Here is an 18,706-nt window from a genome sequence, read left to right on the forward strand (position 1 = left end):
CCTCCTCTCACACGGTCCAGAACAGCGGAAACAGCTCGCCGTGAGCAGACTCCGCACGGCTCAGGGTGCCGACCTCGGCCGGACTGACGGTGTGCGTGGACAACGACTCCACGACCGACAGCACCGCGGCGACGGCCACGACGACGCCCGCCGTCACGAGCAGGATGCTGCGCGTGATGCGGCACGGTCTGCGGCCCGCGGGCTGGCTGACGGCCTCACGCAGCACCGGCGCGAACACGCCGAAGTCCGCCGCGTCACGGCGGCAGCCCTCGCACCCGGCTAGGTGCCGGGAGAAGATCACGTGCTGCGCGGGTTCGAGGACTCCGAGCACATACGCCGCAACATCACCGCACGGCCCGTCTGGGCTCGTGCGGTTTTCGGCGTCTTCGAGACCTACTACGTGCACGTGTTCGTGATGTGGTTGACGGGTCACCATCACGCTAGCTCCTGTCCTGCAGCGCCCGGCGGATCGTGTGCATCGCCTTGTACAGCCGGGACTTGACGGTTCCTTCCGGGACTCCCAGAACGATCGCGGCCTCCTTCACCGTTCGCCCCATGACATACGTTTCGTATATGGCCGAGCGGTGTTCATCACTCAATTGGCGTACCACCTCGGTAATGACCATCACCGAAAGTGTTTGTTCCGTGTCATCCGGAGATTCGGCGATGTCCGGGCGAAGCAATTCCACTTCCTGCGGGCGCGCCTGCCGGCTGCGCCATCCGTCGATCACAATGCGACGAGCAACGGTGGTGAGCCAGCCGCGCAACATCCCCGGTTCACGAACGAGGTGGGCCGAGTTCTGCCAAGCCCTGATCAACGTCTCCTGGACGACATCTTCCGTCCATTGGCGGTCGTAGTTGGTCAGGCACAGAACTTGCGAGAACAACATCCGCTGGAACTGCCCGTAGAGCAGCGTGAGCAATTCCTCGTCCTGATGGACTTGCGCGACCTTGCCCTGATCACCCATGAAGCTTGCGACCTCCCCAGATATCGGCGACGCGTTCGCTTCGGGCGGCAGACCTAGCGACTCGATGGCCGAGCGTGGAATCCAGCCGATCCTACATCGTGAACACGAAATCCTCTCGGGTACGTAAATCACGCTCGAATGGTTCGCAAGTTCTTGTGTGATCCACGTCACATCACCATCTTCGCATGCATGGTGAACTACAGCCCCACCTGCACGTATCACCTTTGAAGGCAGCTCGATCGCGGGGAGGAACGGGCACTATGCGTCACCGGTTGGGCACGCTGGGGCAGCAGGCAGCACTGTTTGCCGTCTCATCTGCCGTATTTATCGGGGCTTTGATCGGGGCAGTCCCGGCGAATGCGCAGTCGACCGACGTGCAACCGTCAGAACGTTCTTTCATGGTCTCTCTCCGACAAGCGAACTCATGGATCGTACCCGTCAGCAAAGAAGCTCCGGCGCGCACCACGAATGCCGCCATCAGCAATGCCGGAAGGGACATCTTCGAAGGGCACTCACGGCTCGACGTCGATCTCCTCAAAGCCGCCACCGAACTGGGCGTGGTACTGCCGAACGATGTGAGCAGCGAGAACCAGGCGCTCATCAACGAGATGGCGGAACGCACTGGCGACAACCACGACCGCGCCTACGCGACGATCGTGCGGCAGGCCCAGGGCAGTCTTCTCGTAATGGCCACACAAACGCGGGCCACCACGCAGAACACCACTATTCGCACGCTTGCCCACCAAGCCGTGCAAATGCTGATCCGGACGATGGCACCGCTTGAGAACACCGGTCTGGTCGATCCGTCCGCCCTTGAACTCGTGGCGGCCAAAGCGCAGGTGAACGCGGTTCACATCCTCGGTCAGAAAATCGAGCCGGCGGACCGGGAATTGCTCGTGCTGCTCACTCAGCACTCGCTCTGGCAGAAGCCGGCGAGCCGCGAGAGCTCCGACCGGGCCCGGGACGCGAAGGTGCGCAAGGTCGCGAGCCAGCTCGCCGCCGAACACGCCCAGCTCGCCACGGCGGTCACCGAGGCCGCGAGCCAGATCGGCGTGAACCTTCCCAGCGAACCGACGACGGAGCAGAAGTCGTGGGCGAACGCCATCTCGTCCAGCTCCGGCGACGAGCTCGACCGCATGTTCGCGAACCTGTCGCGGGCCGCCGACGGCTCGCTCATCATCCAGGTCGCGCAGGCACGGGCGACGACCAAGAGCGCCCCGGTGCGCAACGCCGCACAAACCGGTCTGACGCTCCTCCTCAAGCACATGCTCCTGCTGGAGGGCACGGGCCTGGTGAAGTCCAATTCGCTGCTGATGACCGACGCGCCGGCCATCGTCGGGCCCAAGCCCAACGCCACTCCGGCTCCGCAGCCGGACGACTCCCCCACGAGCATCGGTTTCCTGACCGGCATCGCCGTCCTCGTGGTCGCCGGCGCGGGCACGCTCTGGCTCGTCCGGGCCGTCGGCCACCACGGCGAACACCGCCGCTGACGACCCACTGATATATCGGCTGCAAGCCCTCGCCAACCGGTATGTCACCCGCCTTGGCAATGAGTCGTTTGACGACGCCATCAAACGACTCATTGCTAAGGCGCAGGTCAGCGCGATGCGGAGTTGACGTGGTCAGCGGGAAAGGCGGAAAGTGCCGAGAACCTCGACGCCAGTGCGCCCACTCGCACGACTGTCGCGGACGATGGCGACGTGGTCGGCGTCGGGTGGAGCGGGCACCACGACGGTCAGGACCCGCGGGCTCTCCGAACCGATATGTGGATCTTCGGGGAACGTTTCGACGTTGCTGCCGAGACCAGCCCACACCGGGACGCGGCTGACGGCGCGGCCGTCGCGGTCGCGGACCTCGACGTAGTCACCGGCCTCGTGGTCGCGGAACAGCCCGACGGTCACGTTGACCGGGTGCTGTTCCAGGAGCCGGACACCGTCCGCGGCGAACTCGAAGATCAGGCGGACGGATCTGGTCAGCCGAGCGTCGGTCATGGCGAACGCCTCCCGAGGGATCGGGCACAGGTGAGCAGGGCCTCTTGTAGGAGGCATCGGCCGGCGCGCTAAGTACGTGTCGGCGTCTGTGCCGTGTCCACCCGTTCGACGGCATGCGCCTCGGTGAGGTCGACCGCTTCCCACTTGTCGACCAGCCGGTCGATGACCACAGCCGGCACCGGTTCCCGGCGGGCGCGGTTGCGGGCGTGGATCACCGCCTTCGGGGCTTCGAGGCCGATCAACGTGATCCGGGCGCGGTAGTCCGCGGCGAGCCCGATGCAGCGCTCGCGCAGCTGGCGGGAGATGTTGGTCGCGTTCCACACGAACCGCTCCCCCGCCCTCAACAACACACGCGCTTCATCGAACGCTGCCGCCGCCACCGCTCGTTGGTCACCGTCAGGGGCAATGCCGAGACGTTCGCGCACGGAGTCGAGGCTGACGACGGGCCAGCCCGGCCGGTTCGCGGCGATCCAGTGGTCCTTGCCGACGCCCGGCAAGCCGGACAGCACGGTCACCTCGACGCGAGTGTCGTCGTAAGCGGCGTAGTTCGGATCGCGGCCGGGTGTGCGGAAGTACTGGAACCGGGCGTGGTCGGACGGGAAGAGCCGCGGGCGGTCGAGGCAGTCGCGTTCGCGGCAGTACTCCTCGAACAAGGCGATGTTCTCGAGCACGGACTCGGTGTCGCCGCAGATCCGGCCGAGGATGTCGGCGCGCGCGAGTGTCGCCAGGTCGTCGTTGCGGGCGAGCAGGCTGACGCGGAACGCGATCTGGTCGAGGTCGGGTCGTTCCAGCGCCCAGAACGGCACCTGGTGGTGCCGCACCAGGGCGGCGACGTGCTCGCGCCAGGCGATCGGACGTCCCATCTCCCACAACAGCCGTCGCGCCAGGAGGTCGCCCGCGCGGGAGTGACCGTGCGCGGTGACGCGGCCGTTCTCGATCTGGGTGCGGAACGGCTTCGCCACGTCGTGCAGCAGCACGGTCGCGAACAGCCGCACGCGATCGGGTTCCGGACGGGCACGCCACTCCGGCAGTGAGACGAGCGCCTCGCACGCCATCCTGGTGTGCGTGGCGACGTCGCCTTCCGCGTGGTGGACCGGGTCCTGAGGCACGCCTTCCAGAGCGCGCACCCAGGCGAACGCCGAACGGACGGCACCCCAGTCCAGAGTCCACAGTGGACCTGTTGGACAGAGTTCCTCAAACACGCGGCACCACCCGGTTCGGCAGGATCGCGCGGTCCTGCCAGTGGCTGCCCGAGTCCAGCACGGCCGTGAGGAACGTCGGACGCACCCACTTGTAGCGCTCGACCGTGCGGCCGCCCTCCTCGACCTTGATGTAGAGGCCCTCCATGTGGTCGTCGGAATCCGTTTCCGCGACAACGACTTCCGGGTCCTGACCCGCCGTGCGTGCCGCCGCTGCCAGCACGTCACGCCACGCCGGCGTACGGCAGGTCGACGGGCCGATCAACGCGGTCAGCTCCTTCAACGTCCGCAGCGGGCCCTCGTGCAGCACCGGCACCGAGACCACCGGCGTGCCTTCGAGCACCCGCCGGCGTTCCGGTGTCGACAGGAACTCCCCGGTCTCGCGGTCGAGCAGGTCGAACTCGCAGAAGTGGTGCGGCAGCGCGTCGTAGAACACGGTGTGCTTGGCGTACAACCATTCCCCGTAGAGCACGTACCGCGTGCCGAGCCGCTCCCAGAGCACGCTCCGATGCGTCGCGGCCCACGCCTTCAGCGGCGCGAACTGCCGCTCACGCGGGCCGCCGGTCAGAAAATGACCGCGTGACTGCAACTTCAGCGTGCCGGTGGAGTCGAAGCTGATGCCCGCGTTGGCACCGTCGAGCTTCTCCTCGACGACGAGGTGCCGTCCCGCGATCGCGCGGAACGGCACCTGGTCGAGGTCCTCGTCGCCCGGTTGCAGGCGCGAGCCCTCGAGGTGGGGCGTTCGCGGGTACTTGCGCAACATGCCCCGATTTGTAACCCGTCCGAGCGCCCGCTCGCGAACGGTTTACGCCTGACCGACGAACGCGGCCTTGTCGGCGTTGAAGCTCGGCTCGAACACGAGCTGCATCTCACCGGGCTGCGCGCCGACGGAGTACGCCGCTTCGTAGGTGTAGGTCTTGCCGGGCAACACGGTCACCGCCACGACCTCTCCACCGCAGCCGCCGCCGGAGTCGAACACCCGCTCGGCCTTCTGCCCGTTGAACTGCGCGTTGTCGCCCATCGACATCAGCGCGGTCTCGAACGCGGCGCCCGTGCCGTTGGTGACGGTGACCTTGAACTTCACCGCGCGGGCGATGTGCTGCGGCGACGCGTACTGGCCTGGCGTGCACGGGACGGGCGCCTCGACGTCGACCGCGAGGCCGTTCGCCCACGTGTAGCGCTTGCCCCAGGTCGAAAGTGCGGCCGGCGGCTCCTGCCGGGAAACATCGCCGACACCGTCGAGAGCCTTGTCGAGCTCCTTCACCGCGGACTGTTGCGCCACAACGGTGAACGCGATCGCCGCGACGCACAGCACGACACCGACGATCGCGAGAACCTTGCGCGTGCCGAACAACGCGATGATGCCGAGCACGAGCCCAACGACCGCCGCGATCGCGGTGAGGTTGTTGAGGATGATGATCGGCGAACCGACGACACCGACGATCCCGAGGATCAACGCGGTCCAGGCGAGCGCACCGAACCGCGTCGGCTTCGGCGGTGCGACCGCAGGAGTGGCGTAGGCGGACGGCGTCGGAAAGGTCATCACGGCTCCTGGCGGTTGCGGGTGTGACCACCACGTCGACAGGTCCGCTTCGCCTGTTAGCGCACCACCACATCGTCACTCGATCGAGTTACGACCGGCTCGTCAGCAGACTTCCGAAGGTAGCGAGACGACTACGATCCGTACAGGCTTGGCCCTGGATGCCATCCCTGAAAGGAACCCTGCACATGGCACGACGACTCGTCGGATCCCTGCTCGCGGCGATCGCCGCACTCGGTGTGACGACGGCACCCGCACAGGCCGCCGTCGACTTCACCGGCACCGTGGGACTCAGCAACTGCTCCGGCTCACTGGTCCGCCTGCCGAGCTCGACGGACGCGGACAAGGCGCTCGTCCTCACCAACGGACACTGCTTCGAGCTCATGAAGGCCGGCCAGACGGTGGTCAACCGGCCCGAGAGGCGCTGGGTGCAGCTGCTCACCGGTTCCGGCTCGAACCTCGTGAGGCTCAACACGACCAAGCTCGTCTACGCGACGATGACCGGCACCGACGCCGCGTTCTACCAGCTCGACCAGACGTACGGGCAGATCCAGCAGCAGTACGGCACCCGTGCGCTGGAACTGTCGGCCACGCACCCCGTGGCCAAGACGGAGATCCGCGTCATCTCCGGCTACTGGAAGAAGATCTACTCCTGCCAGGTCGACGGTTTCGTGTACCAGCTCAAGGAAGCCGACTGGACCTGGCGCGACTCGCTGCGCTACACGTCGTCGTGCAACACCATCGGCGGCACGTCGGGTTCGCCGATCGTCGACAACTCCAGCGGCAAGGTCGTGGGCATCAACAACACCGGCAACGAGAGCGGCGGCCGCTGCACGATGAACAACCCGTGCGAGGTCGACGCGGCCGGCAAGGTCACCGTCCGCAAGGGCATCAACTACGGCCAGCAGACGTTCGACTTCGTCTCCTGCTTCGGTCCCGGCACGACGCTGAACCTGTCGCTGCCCGGCTGCAAGGTCTCGAAGCCCTGAGAGCACGGCGAAAGCCGGGGCGCCCCTGCCGCGCCCCGGCTTCCTGCTTCCGCTAACGCGCCGCACGCACGATCAGGTCGGCCACGACGTCCGGCTGAGACACGGCCACCGAGTGCGAGGCGGTGGCGGCCTCGACGACGGCGCGGGCCTGAGCGCGCTCGGCCATCCACTTCTGGGCCGCGACCGGGATGTTCTTGTCCTTGCCCGCCACCACGAAGTACGACGGGATCTGACGCCACGCGGGCTCGCCGGCCTTCTCGGTCAGCGCGGTGTCGTTGACGGGCCGCTGGGTCGCCGCCGCGAGTGTCGCGTCCTTGCGGGACACGTCGGCCGCGAACTGCTGCCAGTACTTGTCCTGCTGAATCACCAAGTCCTGGGTGCCGTCACCGAGGTCGATGGTCTGCAGCGTGTCGCCGAGCGTGCTGCCGGGGAACTTGTTCGACAGCTCCAGCGCGCTCTCGCCCTTCTCCGGCGCGAACGCCGCGACGTACACGAGCGCCTTCACGTTCGGGTTGCCCAGCGCGGCCGCGGACTCGACCATGCCGCCGTACGAGTGCCCGGCGAGCACGATCGGCCCGTCGATCGAGGCCAGCACCTTGCGCAGGTAGTTCGCGTCGTAGGTGAGCCCGCGCAACGGGTTCGCGACTGCGACGACCGGGAAACCCTTGCGCTGCAGTCGTTCCACGACACCGTTCCAACTGGACGCGTCGGCGAAGGCGCCGTGCACCAGCACGATGGTCGGCTTCTTGGCACCGGACTTGTCGGTGCCGTCCGCGGCGCCGGCACCCGACGGAACAGCAGCAGCCAGCGCCAGCAGGGCCCCAAGAACGACGAACACCTTACGAACTCGCATTGCTCTCTCACTCTCGTCAGGCACCGCGGCGGCAGTGCGTCGTGCTCGATTAGGTCGTGCACGATGTAAGTTACCCGACGAGATACCTCGCGCGCGATGTAATTCAGCTCACTAGCGCTCGGCGCCGTGCTTCACCCGGTGCAACGCCCTGCGGAGAACGGCGATCTCGGCTTCGGTCATGCCCAGCGCCTCACTGAGCTTGCTGGTCATCTCGCTGCCGATCCACTGCAGGTCACGGCCCTTGTCGGTGAGCTGGACGAGCACGGACCGCTCGTCGTCGGGATGCGTGACGCGCACCAGCAGACCGCTCTTCTCCAGGCGCTTGATCAACGGCGAGAGGGTGCTGTACTCGAGGTCGAGCTCCTGTACGAGCTCCCGGATCGGCCGCGAGTCGCGCTCCCACAGCAGCAGCATCACCAGGAACTGCGGGTAGGTGATGCCGGCCTTGTCCAGGATCGGGCGGTAGAAGCCCGTGACCGCCCGCGACGTCGTGTACAGGTCGAAGCAGAGCAGGTCGGAGACCGTGGGGGTGACGTCGGACGGCGCGTCGGGAGTGGTGCTCACGCGGTTCAGGCTACTCGGGACGAACCGGCCAAGCCGCGAGATCGGTTACGTTGCGCTGACGGGCGGTTCGGGCCAGGGCAGCACGGTGAGCTCTGGCCAGTGTTCGCGCCAGCGTTGAGCTTTGGTCTCGTAGACGCTGCGGGGAGCCAACACCGGGTTGGGGCGGACGACGAGGTCGAACACGTCGGCAAGGCCGTGCGGCGCGTAGACGTGCCACCGGTCGTCACCGTCGAGGCGGATGCCAACACAGCAGGTCGTGGCCGCGAACGAGTCGATGGCCGCGCACGCGTGCCTCGTTGCGGATCTCGACGTCCACCGGCAAGGTCGCCGAAAACCTGTTCACCGGCCTGGATGACCTCGTTCTCGGCATCCCACCCGAGATCGGAGTCGTCGAAGTAGAAGAGGTCGTAGTCCCTGATGCCGACGGTCGGCGGCCGACCGGTGACCACGTTCCACACGGTCTGGAACACGCACCCGGCGGTCAGGTACCACCCGGGAGGTCCAGCTTCGCGGCGCGAGCCGGCACTTCCACGAGCAGCTCGTTGTGGGAGAGGGCCGCGCGCAACGCGTCGACCTGGCCGCCCACCGGAAGCCGCCGCCCCTTGCCGAGCAGCACGCCGCCGCCTCACGACCAGGATCCACCCAACGTCACAACGCGAACCAGCCCAACGACACGGTCACCCACCACGAGCCGACCGCACAGCACGCCGTCTCACGACCAGGTTTCGTCCAGCGCCGTCGCCTCGTCGCCGGCCGCGCGGAGCTCGTCGCGGACCACGCGGTAGGCGAGGCCTTCCGCATAGCCCTTGCGTGCCAAGGCACCCACGAGACGGCGGATCTTGGTCGTCTCGTCCACGCCGGACAGGGTGCGGAGGCGTTTGCGGACCAGTTCGCGGGCCCGTTCCTCCTCCGCCTCGCCGTCCACCGCGGCCACGGCCTCGGCGACCACCTCGTCGGCCACGCCCTTGCGGCGCAGCTCCATGGCCAGGGCTCGGCGGCCCAGGCCGTTGTAGGTGTGCCGCGAGCGGACCCACATCTCGGCGAACTGGGCGTCGTCGATCAGGCCCGCGCGGTCGAACTTGCCCAGCACGACCTCGGCCGTGGCGGCGCTGATTCCCTTGCGCAGCAACGCGTCGTGGAGCTCCTGCCGGGATCGGGCGCGAGCGGTGAGCAGCGCGTAGCAGATGTCGCGCGCTTTGCGCTGCTCCTCAGCCTCGTCCAATCTCGCTTACCTCTTAGAACTCGACCGGCGCGGCGGGAGCCGACTCCTCGGCGTCGAGGGTGGCGCCGATGCCGAGCTTGTCCTTGATGCGCTTCTCGATCTCGTTGGCGATGTCCGGGTTGTCGCGCAGGAACTTCCGCGCGTTCTCCTTGCCCTGGCCCAGCTGGTCGCCCTCGTAGGTGTACCAGGCACCGGACTTGCGCAGGATGCCCTGGTCGACGCCCATGTCGATGAGCGAGCCCTCACGCGAGACGCCCTGGCCGTAGAGGATGTCGAACTCGGCCTGCTTGAACGGCGGCGCGACCTTGTTCTTCACGACCTTGACCCTGGTGCGGTTGCCGACGGGCTCGCCGCCGTCCTTCAGGGTCTCGATGCGGCGGACGTCGAGGCGCACGGAGGCGTAGAACTTCAGCGCCTTACCACCGGTCGTGGTCTCCGGGGAGCCGAACATCACGCCGATCTTCTCGCGCAGCTGGTTGATGAAGATCGCGGTGGTGCCGGACGCGTTGAGCGCACCGGTGATCTTGCGCAGCGCCTGGCTCATCAGGCGGGCCTGCAGACCGACGTGGTTGTCGCCCATCTCGCCCTCGATCTCGGCGCGCGGCACGAGCGCGGCGACCGAGTCGATGACCAGGATGTCGAGCGCGCCGGAACGGACCAGCATGTCCGCGATCTCGAGCGCCTGCTCACCGGTGTCGGGCTGGGACACCAGCAGCGCGTCGGTGTCGACTCCCAGCTTCTTCGCGTACTCGGGGTCGAGCGCGTGCTCCGCGTCGATGAACGCCGCGATGCCGCCCGCCTTCTGGGCGTTCGCGACGGCGTGCAACGCCACGGTCGTCTTACCGGAGGACTCCGGACCGTAGATCTCGACGACGCGGCCCTTGGGCAGACCACCGATGCCCAGCGCCACGTCCAGCGCGATCGCGCCGGTCGGGATGACCTCGATCGGAGCGCGGCCCTCCTCGCCGAGGCGCATCACGGAGCCCTTGCCGAACTGCTTGTCGATCTGCGCCAGGGCCAGCTCGAGCGCCTTGTCCCGGTCGGGTGCTGCGGGTGCCATCTTCGGTCCACCTTTTGTCGTCTGCCGTTGCTTCGTCATGTTGGACCTGACGCTACTGGCGGGGTCTGACAATTTTGCGAAGCCGGGGTCGGAGCCACTGTAGCCGAACACGTGTTCGAGCACACGCGACACTCCGAACGGCCAGCTCAGCGACGATTTTCGGGAACTTCGAACGCGTCGCAGACCGCGACCCAGACCTCCTTGGCACCGATGCCCGCCTCCAGCGCCTGGTCGGCGGTGCGGCCGCCGAGCGACGACAGCACGTGGTCACGGGCGATCATCTCGGCCCTGACCTGGCCGAACTCCCCTGCCATGAGTTTGCGGAACATGGTGATGCGCACCGGGAGACCCTAACGAACGGGCCTGCGCAGCGATGCGAAGAGGCATACGACGAGCAGCGGCAGCGCGGTGAAGCCGACGATCAGCCCGAGCGCCGCGTAGGACCACGCCGTCACGACGATGCCGGACACAGCGCCACCAACGGCCCCGCCGACGTTCATCATCAGATCGGACAGTCCCTGCGCCGCCGGCCGGTCCTCGACGCGCACGGACTCGGTGAGCAGCGCGGACCCGGACACCAGCCCCGCCGACCAGCCGAACCCGAGCAGCGCCAGTCCCGCGGCGAGCTGCGGAGCGTCGTGCGACGGCGCCATCCCCGCGATCCCGGACGCCGCCACGACCAGCGACGCGCCGATCGCGAGCACCGGCACCCGCCCCAGCCGGTCCGCCATCCACCCGAACAGCGGGCTCGCGGCGTACATCGCGGCCACGTGCACGCTGATCACCACGCCGACCACGCGCAACGACGACCCGGCGTGGTTCATGTGCACGGGCGTCATCGACATCAGCCCGACCATCGCGGTGTGGCACAACATCACTCCAACGAGTGCAAGTCGTGCCATCGGCCCGAGCGATCCCCAGATCTTCAGGCCGCCTGGTGTGCCACCGCCACCGGCGCAGTGCGGAGATTCAACCGGTCGAGTGCTTCTCACGACGACCAGCGGGTCCGGCCGCAGCCCGAACTGGATCACCAGCACCGCCACGCCGAGCACCGCGGCCGCCAGCAGGAACGGCCCCGCTCCCACCGGCAGGCCGAGGCCGGCCGCGAGCCGTCCGGCGGGATCGGCGAGGTTGGGGCCGATGATCGCGCCGATCATCGCCGCCCACACCACGCGGGAAAGCTCGCGTGCACGACGTTGCGGATCCGCCAGATCCGTTGCGGCGTAACGAGCCGCATAGTTCGCGCTGGACGCTCCTCCGAACAGCAGGAGCCCTACCAACAACAACTGCCACAACCCGGCGCTCACGGCGACGGCGGCGATCACGGCACCCAGCGCGCCCATGCCGTAGCCGAGGATCAACGCGGGCCGGCGCCCGCGCCGTTGCGCCAGCCGGGCACCGGGCAGGGCGAGCAACCCGGCACCGGCGACGGCCGCGGTCTGGGCGAGCCCGCCCACGGCGTCGGACCCGGACAGCGACGCGGCGATCAACGTGCTGATCGCGAGGCCGATCGTCACCGCGGCCGCCCCCAGGACCTGGGTGCCGGTCAGCACGCGGACGACCTTGCGCTGCACACGTTCGACCTGCGGCGCGACGGTCACCATGATCGCGATCGTGGCACGCTCGGCCGCGCGCCGACAGGGCCATCAGGGGGCGCTTATTCCCCCGGTTGCACGGACTTCTCGAAGAAGTCGGCGATTTCGTCCGGCTTGAGCTCGTCGGCGTTCTCCTCGGCGTTCTTGGTGAGGATGCCGAACATGGGCCGTCCCTTGGCCGTGAACACCAGCACGCCGGTGCCGCTCGACGTGGCCGCGCGGTAGCTGCCCTCCAGGCCGTTGCCGGTCCAGTCGGCCTCGACGCGGTCGGTCTGGAACGACTTCGCGATCGCCTCGGCGTTGTTCTCGGCGCCGGTGACGCTGTCGGTGAGGATGTACTGGACTGCGTAGCCGTCGCGGATCGTGCAGCTCACGACGGTGCCCTTGATCTCCTCCATGCCGGTGATCTGCGCGGAGTCGGCCTTCTCGCAGCCGCCGCCGTCCGGCACGTGGCCCGCGAGCTGGCGCAGGCACCTGGTGAAGCCCTGGCCGTCCCGGGCGGTGTCGTCCTTGCACTCGTCGACGCTCGGCAGGTCCGGTCCGGAGAACGCGAACACGGCGCCGATCACCACGGCCAGCGCCACCACCGCGCCGCCGATGCCGAGGAGGAGCTTCTTGTTGTCCTTCTTCGGGGGCTGCTGCGGGAAGTTCATCGGGTAGCTGCCGCTGACCGCCGGGTTCACCGGGTACGGCCCGGTCACGGGGTAGGTGCCGCTCGCCGAGTACGGCCCGCTCACGTTCGGGTTCGGGTACGGGCCGCTGATCACCGGGTTCGGGCCGCTGACGTTCGGGTTGACCGGGTGCGGGCCGCTCACGGCGGGGCTGACCGGCGCCGTCACGACCGTGGGCGGTTCGACGTACTTGGGCTTGTCGTCGTCGGGCTTCAGCGTGATCGTCGCCCGGTCCACGACCTGGGCGCCGGACGCGACGATCGTCTCCGGGTGGTCGGGGTTGGTCGGCACGATGCCGACCTTCTCCGCGATGACCTGCGCGACCAGCGGCATCCGGCAGGAGCCGCCGACGAGGTAGACGTGCTCGGGCGTGACGCCCGCCTTGTGCACGGTGCTGACCAGGAGCTCGGCGCTGCGGATCAGGCTCGGCCGGACCAGCGCCTCCAGCTCGGCGCGCGTGACGACGACCTTCTCGAACGGCTCCGGCATCAGCACCTCGACCTGAGGCAGCTCGGAGAGGTCCTCCTTGGCCAGGCGCAGCTCCTCGCGCAGGCCGAGGCGGGCGCGGTGGTCGTCCACGGTGACCGGGCGCAGCAACCGCTGCCAGCCGGCCGGGTCCTTGTGGGAGACGGTGCGGCCGATGTGCTCCAGCAGCGCCTGGTCCACGTCGAGACCGCCGACGTCGCTGAGGCTGCCGTCGGCGAGGATGCGGTGCCCGGCGTCGAGCACGGAGACGTCGAACGTGTCGGCGCCGAAGTCGTAGACGGCGAGCGGGCGGCCACCGCCGAGCGAGGCCACCGCGATGGCCTCCGGCACCGGGACCAGCTCGCCGGTCATGCCCGCGAGCCTGGCCGAGGACAGCAGCTTGTTGCGCCTGGTCGGGCCCCATTCGGCGGGGTGTGTCAGGCGGATCTCGTCGAGCTGCCCGCCGTCGAGCAACGGCGTCACGGCCTCCATCACGCGCGCGTAGATGGCCGCGAGCGCGTCGTTGACCGGCAGGTTCGTCTCGCCGAGCTTGATCGTCACCTCGTCGATGTGGCGCTTCGGGTTGGGCTCGTAGCGCGACGGGTCCTGACGCGAGCGCCGCTCCGCTTCCCGGCCGACGTGCAAGGTGCCGTCCTCGTCGAGGTAGACGGACGAGGGCATGGTGGACCCCCCGTCCAGATCCACCACACCGTGGTCGGACAGCACCGCAACCGTGTTGGCGGTGCCCAGGTCGACGGACAGGACGCGCACCGTGCTCCCCTCGCAGGACGTACTGCGGTGATCGTGCCACAGCGGGCTTCACCAGGTGCTCGGACCTGCGCAATCAGAAATTGTCGGACCCGGTTGTCATGATGGTCGGCATGGACGTGACAAAGGCTTTCTCACCGGCGACCAGGCAGTGGTTCGCCGGGGCCTTCGCCGCGCCCACCCAGGCGCAGACGGGGGCGTGGGCGGCCGCGGCGGCGGGCGAGCACGCGCTGGTCATCGCCCCGACAGGCTCGGGCAAGACGCTGGCCGCGTTCCTGTGGGCGCTCGACCGGCTGGCTTCCTCCCCTGCTCCGGCGGAACCGAAACGACGCTGCCGGGTTCTTTACGTCTCGCCGTTGAAAGCGCTCGCGGTGGACGTCGAACGAAATCTGCGCGCGCCTTTGGCCGGTATTCGGCAGGCGGCGCACCGGCTGGGTCTCGCCGAGCCGTCGATCACCGTGGGCATGCGGACCGGCGACACGTCACCGGAGGAGCGGCGGGCGTTCGGACGTACTCCCCCGGACGTGCTGGTGACGACGCCGGAGTCGTTGTTCCTGCTGCTGACCTCGTCGGCGCGGGAGTCGTTGCGCGGCGTCGAGACGGTGATCGTCGACGAGGTGCACGCGGTGGCGGGCACCAAACGGGGCGCGCACCTGGCGTTGTCACTCGAAAGGCTGGACGCGCTGCTCGACCGGCCGGCGCAGCGGATCGGGCTGTCGGCGACGGTGCGGCCGGTCGAGGAGATCAGCACGTTCCTGGCCGGTGGGCGGCCGGTGTCGGTGGTGCAGCCGAAGACCCCCAAGACCATCCAGGTCGAGGTGGAGGTGCCGGTCGAGGACATGGCGCTGCTCGGCCAGCCGACGGGTGAGGTGTCGGGCTCGGCCGCGGGAGCCGAGCAGCGCACCTCGATCTGGCCGTCGGTCGAGGCTCGGGTGCTCGAACTCGTGCGGGCACACCGGTCGACGATCGTGTTCGCGAACTCGCGACGGCTCGCGGAACGGCTGACCGCGCGCCTGAACGAGCTCGCGGAGGAAGCTGCCGAGCTGGAGTCGTTCCCGGCCGAGGCGATCGGCCAGTCGGGGCTGACGGTCCAGAAGACCGCTTCCGTGGCCCGTGCGCACCACGGGTCGATGTCGCGCGAGCAACGCACGGCCGTGGAAGAGGACCTGAAGTCCGGACGGCTGCCGTGCGTGGTGGCGACGTCGTCGTTGGAGCTCGGCATCGACATGGGCTCGGTCGACCTGGTCGTGCAGGTCGAGGCGCCGCCGTCGGTGGCTTCCGGTCTGCAGCGCGTCGGCCGCGCCGGGCACCAGGTGGGAGCGGTGTCGCGAGGCGTGATGTTCCCGAAGTTCCGCGGCGACCTGGTGTCGTGCGCTGTGGTGGCGGAACGGATGCAGAACGGCGCGATCGAGGCCGTGAAGTTCCCGCGCAACCCGTTGGACGTGCTGGCTCAGCACGTCGTCGCGATGGTGGCGATGGAGACGTGGCCGGTCGAGGACCTGACGGCGCTGGTGCGGCGGGCGGCGCCGTTCGCGGGGCTGCCGGACTCGGCGCTGCACGCGGTGCTGGACATGCTGTCGGGCCGGTACCCGTCCGAGGAGTTCGGTGAGCTGCGACCGCGGATCACCTGGGACCGGGTGAACTCCGAGCTGCGCGGGCGGCCCGGCTCGCAACGGCTCGCGGTCACGTCCGGCGGCACGATCCCCGACCGCGGGCTCTTCGCGGTCATGACGCCGCCGTCGGAGAACGGTCCTGGCTCGCGCGTCGGCGAGCTGGACGAGGAGATGGTCTACGAGTCACGGGTCGGCGACACGTTCCTGCTCGGGACGTCGTCGTGGCGGGTCGAGGACATCACCCACGATCGAGTGATCGTGGTGCCCGCTCCCGGTCAGCCCGCGCGGATGCCGTTCTGGAAGGGCGACGCGCCGGGCCGTCCGCTGGAACTCGGCCGGGCGATGGGCAAGTTCCTCCGCGAAGTGTCCACGATGGAGGATTCGGCGGCCCGGGACCGGGCGGCCTCGGCAGGCCTGGACGCGTGGGCAACGGACAACCTGCTGGCGTACCTGGGCGAGCAGCGGGAGGCGACGCGGCACGTCCCGAACGACAGAACCGTGCTGGTGGAACGGTTCCGCGACGAGCTGGGCGACTGGCGGCTCGTCGTGCACTCGCCGTTCGGCGCCCAGGTCAACGCGCCGTGGGCGTTGGCGATCGCGGCCCGGCTGCGCGAACGCCGTGGCGTCGAGGTGCAGGCGGCGCACTCCGACGACGGCATCGTGCTGCGGTTGCCCGACGCCCTGGACCACGAGGGCGTGGAGGTGACGGCGGGCGCCGAGGACGTGCTGCTCGACCCGGACGAGGTCGAGCAGATCGTGGTGGCCGAGGTGGGCGGTTCGGCGTTGTTCGCGGCCCGGTTCCGCGAGTGCGCGGCCCGGTCGCTGCTGCTCCCCCGCCGTGACCCGAAACGCCGCACGCCGTTGTGGCAGCAGCGGCAGCGCTCGGCCCAGCTGCTGTCCGTGGCGGCGAAGTACGAGCGGTTCCCGGTGGTGCTGGAGGCGATGCGCGAGTGCCTGCAGGACGTCTACGACGTGCCGGGCCTGCGCGAGCTGATGGCGGACGTCCGCGCGCGCCGGGTGCGCGTGGTCGAGGTGGAGACGCCGTCGCCGTCGCCGTTCGCGCGCAGCCTGCTCTTCGGTTACGTGGGCATGTTCCTCTACGAGCTGGACGCTCCCCTGGCGGAACGCCGCGCGGCGGCGTTGTCGCTCGACTCGACGCTGCTCGCGGAACTGCTCGGCTCCGAGGCGATCCGGGAACTGCTCGACCCGGAGGTCGTGGCCGAGGTCGAACGCAGTCTGCAACGGCTGAGCGACGACCGTCGCCCGCGGCACGCCGAGGACACCGCGGACCTGTTGCGGTTCCTGGGAGATCTCTCCGACGCGGAGGCTCTCGAACGCGGTGTGCCCCGCGAGTGGCTGGACGAGCTGGTGGCCCAGCGCCGCGCGATCCGCGTCCGGATCGCCGGTGAGGAGCGCACGATCGCGATCGAGGACGCGGGCCGGGTCCGGGACGCACTGGGTGTCGCGCTCCCGGTCGGTGTCCCGGAGGCGTTCACCGAACCGGTGGCGGATCCGCTGGGCGATCTGCTGAGCCGCTACGCCCGCACCCACGGGCCGTTCGCCGCCGCGGAGCCCGCCACGCGGTTCGGTCTGGGCGTGGCCGTGGTGACGGGTGTCCTGGAACGGATGGCCGGCACGGGCCGGCTGGTCCGCGGTGAGCTGCGGCCCGGCGGCACCCACACCGAGTACTGCGACGCGGACGTGCTGCGCCGCCTGCGTCGCGCCTCGCTGGCACGGCTGCGGTCCGAGGTGGAGCCGGTCGAGCCCGCGGCGCTGGGCCGGTTCCTGCCGTCGTGGCACGGGCTGGGCCGCCGGCTGCGCTCGGCGCCGACGGTCGACGACGTGTTCTCGGTGGTGGAACAGCTCGCCGGAGCACCACTTCCAGCGAGCGCGCTGGAGTCCCTGCTGCTGCCGTCCCGGCTGCCGGGCTACTACCCGGCGTTGCTGGACGAGCTGACCGCGTCCGGCGAGGTGACGTGGACGGGGTGCGGCGCACTGGCCGGTGGCGACGGCTGGATCGCCGTGGCGCCAACGGATGTGGCGGATCTGCTGCTGCCCGACCTGGTGCCGGAGTCCATCCCGGAGTCGCCGCTGCACACGGCGGTCCTGGAGGCCTTGTCCGGTGGAGCGCTGTTCTTCCGCCAGGTGGTCGACCGGGTCTCGCTGTCCGTTCAGTGCACGGATGCGGAAGTCGTCGGCGCGCTGTGGGATCTGGTCTGGGCAGGCCTGATCACCAACGACACCTTGTCGCCGTTGCGCGCGTTGGTGTCCGGCGGCGGCGCGGCCCACAAGCCTCGCCGCAGCGCTCCTCGCGGACGCTACGCCCGGCTGCGCGCAGCTCGTCCGGACCTGCCGTCGCGCACAGGCCCGCCGACCGCCGCCGGACGCTGGTCGCTGGCCGTGCGCCCGGCGGAGGACCCGACGCGCCGGGCGCACGCCAGAGCCGAGGCCTTCCTGGAACGCCACGGCGTGCTGACCCGCGGCGCCCTCGACACCGAACGCGTCACCGGCGGGTTCAGCGGTGTCTACAAAGTGCTGCGGGCGATGGAGGAATCCGGTCAGGTGATCCGCGGCTACGTCGTCGAGGGGCTGGGTGCCGCCCAGTTCGCGGCGCGGGGCGCGGTGGACCGGCTGCGGGCGTTGTCGCGCCCGCCCGGCCAACCGGCGCAGGACGACCAGTCGGCGGTCGTTCTCGCCGCAGCCGACCCGGCCCAGCCCTACGGCGCCGCCCTGCCGTGGCCGGACCCGTTGGGAGAGGGCAAGCATCGCCCCGCGCGCAAGGCCGGGGCGCTGGCGGTGCTGGTCGACGGCAGCCCAGCGCTGTACGTCGAGCGAGGCGGCAAGTCGCTGCTGTCGTTCACCGACGACGACCCGACGTTGCGCGTAGCCGCGAACGCGCTGAGCCGGGCGGTCCGCGACGGCTGGCTGGGGCAGCTGGCCGTCCAGCGAGCCGACGGCGAGGTCGCGCTGACCTCGCACCTCGCTTCCGTCCTGCAGGAGGCGGGCTTCCGCGCCACCCCGAAGGGCCTTCGACTACGAGCCTGACCGAGCACCTCACTCGTCTCTCCACTGCGCACCGACGCGCTCTGCGTCGCCGGTGCGCACTCGCCGGGTTCCTCGACCGCGTTCCGGTCCGCACGCCCGCGCTCCGCATATATGCGGGAGGAGCGAACCCCGCGAATCAGGACAAGAGTCACCCGATCAGGTG

General features: G+C 69.3%; 18 protein-coding genes and 1 pseudogene. 3 read left to right on the forward strand and 16 right to left on the reverse strand.

Features of this window, described 5'->3' with window-relative positions; all coding sequences use genetic code 11:
- Positions 1–7 precede the first annotated feature (7 nt).
- Positions 8–331 carry a hypothetical protein gene (locus ACWEIJ_RS15875; protein WP_449837900.1) on the reverse strand — a complete coding sequence of 108 codons (324 nt, stop codon included), beginning with the start codon at positions 329–331 and terminating at the stop codon, positions 8–10.
- A 109-nt stretch (positions 332–440) separates the two neighbouring features.
- The gene (locus ACWEIJ_RS15880) at positions 441–968 is read right to left on the reverse strand and encodes a sigma-70 family RNA polymerase sigma factor (protein ID WP_449837901.1); all 528 of its coding nucleotides are present in this window, start codon (positions 966–968) and stop codon (positions 441–443) included.
- A gap of 260 nt (positions 969–1,228) precedes the next feature.
- Here ACWEIJ_RS15880 and ACWEIJ_RS15885 point away from each other — a divergent pair, with 260 nt between their 5' ends.
- Positions 1,229–2,458 (forward strand): DUF4142 domain-containing protein, encoded by a 1,230-nt coding sequence (locus ACWEIJ_RS15885; protein ID WP_449837902.1) that lies wholly within the window; start codon positions 1,229–1,231, stop codon positions 2,456–2,458.
- A gap of 132 nt (positions 2,459–2,590) precedes the next feature.
- On the opposite strand, the gene ACWEIJ_RS15890 is transcribed toward ACWEIJ_RS15885, so the two are convergent.
- From ACWEIJ_RS15890 to ACWEIJ_RS15905, 4 genes are all read right to left on the reverse strand, one after another.
- Positions 2,591–2,959 carry a hypothetical protein gene (locus tag ACWEIJ_RS15890; RefSeq protein ID WP_449837903.1) on the reverse strand — a complete coding sequence of 123 codons (369 nt, stop codon included), beginning with the start codon at positions 2,957–2,959 and terminating at the stop codon, positions 2,591–2,593.
- 68 nt (positions 2,960–3,027) lie between these two features.
- Positions 3,028–4,161, reverse strand: coding sequence for an AAA family ATPase (locus tag ACWEIJ_RS15895; RefSeq protein ID WP_449837904.1), 1,134 nt, complete (start codon positions 4,159–4,161; stop codon positions 3,028–3,030).
- Complete coding sequence (locus ACWEIJ_RS15900) at positions 4,154–4,921, reverse strand: RNA ligase family protein (RefSeq protein WP_449837905.1); 768 nt, start codon at positions 4,919–4,921, stop codon at positions 4,154–4,156. Before ACWEIJ_RS15900 ends, ACWEIJ_RS15895 begins: the two co-directional genes overlap by 8 nt.
- Positions 4,922–4,963: 42 nt before the next feature.
- Complete coding sequence (locus ACWEIJ_RS15905; protein ID WP_449837906.1) at positions 4,964–5,701, reverse strand: hypothetical protein; 738 nt, start codon at positions 5,699–5,701, stop codon at positions 4,964–4,966.
- Between the two features lie 185 nt (positions 5,702–5,886).
- Between ACWEIJ_RS15905 and ACWEIJ_RS15910 the strand changes: the two genes are divergently transcribed.
- On the forward strand, positions 5,887–6,687 hold the full coding sequence (locus tag ACWEIJ_RS15910; protein WP_449837907.1) for a S1 family peptidase: 801 nt from the start codon (positions 5,887–5,889) through the stop codon (positions 6,685–6,687).
- Between the two features lie 52 nt (positions 6,688–6,739).
- On the opposite strand, the gene ACWEIJ_RS15915 is transcribed toward ACWEIJ_RS15910, so the two are convergent.
- From ACWEIJ_RS15915 to ACWEIJ_RS15960, 10 genes and pseudogenes are all read right to left on the reverse strand, one after another.
- A complete protein-coding gene (locus ACWEIJ_RS15915) occupies positions 6,740–7,540 on the reverse strand; it encodes an alpha/beta fold hydrolase (RefSeq protein WP_449837908.1) in 801 nt (266 codons plus the stop codon).
- A gap of 111 nt (positions 7,541–7,651) precedes the next feature.
- Entirely contained in the window at positions 7,652–8,104 is a 453-nt protein-coding gene (locus ACWEIJ_RS15920; RefSeq protein ID WP_449837909.1) for a MarR family winged helix-turn-helix transcriptional regulator, read from the reverse strand.
- 45 nt (positions 8,105–8,149) lie between these two features.
- The gene (locus ACWEIJ_RS15925) at positions 8,150–8,380 is read right to left on the reverse strand and encodes a nucleotidyltransferase family protein (RefSeq protein WP_449838195.1); all 231 of its coding nucleotides are present in this window, start codon (positions 8,378–8,380) and stop codon (positions 8,150–8,152) included.
- Between the two features lie 113 nt (positions 8,381–8,493).
- Positions 8,494–8,574 (reverse strand): annotated as a pseudogene (locus tag ACWEIJ_RS15930) (nucleotidyltransferase family protein); the annotation flags it as partial.
- 11 nt (positions 8,575–8,585) lie between these two features.
- Positions 8,586–8,720, reverse strand: coding sequence for a hypothetical protein (locus tag ACWEIJ_RS15935; protein WP_449837910.1), 135 nt, complete (start codon positions 8,718–8,720; stop codon positions 8,586–8,588).
- 96 nt (positions 8,721–8,816) lie between these two features.
- On the reverse strand, positions 8,817–9,326 hold the full coding sequence (locus tag ACWEIJ_RS15940) for a regulatory protein RecX (protein ID WP_449837911.1): 510 nt from the start codon (positions 9,324–9,326) through the stop codon (positions 8,817–8,819).
- Positions 9,327–9,339: 13 nt separating this feature from the next.
- A complete protein-coding gene (gene recA, locus ACWEIJ_RS15945) occupies positions 9,340–10,386 on the reverse strand; it encodes a recombinase RecA (RefSeq protein ID WP_355444073.1) in 1,047 nt (348 codons plus the stop codon).
- A gap of 146 nt (positions 10,387–10,532) precedes the next feature.
- Positions 10,533–10,727 (reverse strand): DUF3046 domain-containing protein, encoded by a 195-nt coding sequence (locus tag ACWEIJ_RS15950; protein WP_449837912.1) that lies wholly within the window; start codon positions 10,725–10,727, stop codon positions 10,533–10,535.
- A gap of 9 nt (positions 10,728–10,736) precedes the next feature.
- The gene (locus tag ACWEIJ_RS15955) at positions 10,737–11,990 is read right to left on the reverse strand and encodes an MFS transporter (protein WP_449837913.1); all 1,254 of its coding nucleotides are present in this window, start codon (positions 11,988–11,990) and stop codon (positions 10,737–10,739) included.
- Positions 11,991–12,043: 53 nt separating this feature from the next.
- Positions 12,044–13,888: an Hsp70 family protein gene (locus ACWEIJ_RS15960; protein WP_449837914.1), complete on the reverse strand. Its 1,845-nt coding sequence runs from the start codon at positions 13,886–13,888 to the stop codon at positions 12,044–12,046.
- A 110-nt stretch (positions 13,889–13,998) separates the two neighbouring features.
- On the opposite strand from ACWEIJ_RS15960, the gene ACWEIJ_RS15965 reads away from it, so the two are divergent.
- Entirely contained in the window at positions 13,999–18,543 is a 4,545-nt protein-coding gene (locus ACWEIJ_RS15965; protein WP_449837915.1) for an ATP-dependent helicase, read from the forward strand.
- Positions 18,544–18,706 lie beyond the last annotated feature (163 nt).

This window comes from Lentzea sp. NPDC004789 (genome assembly GCF_053601075.1).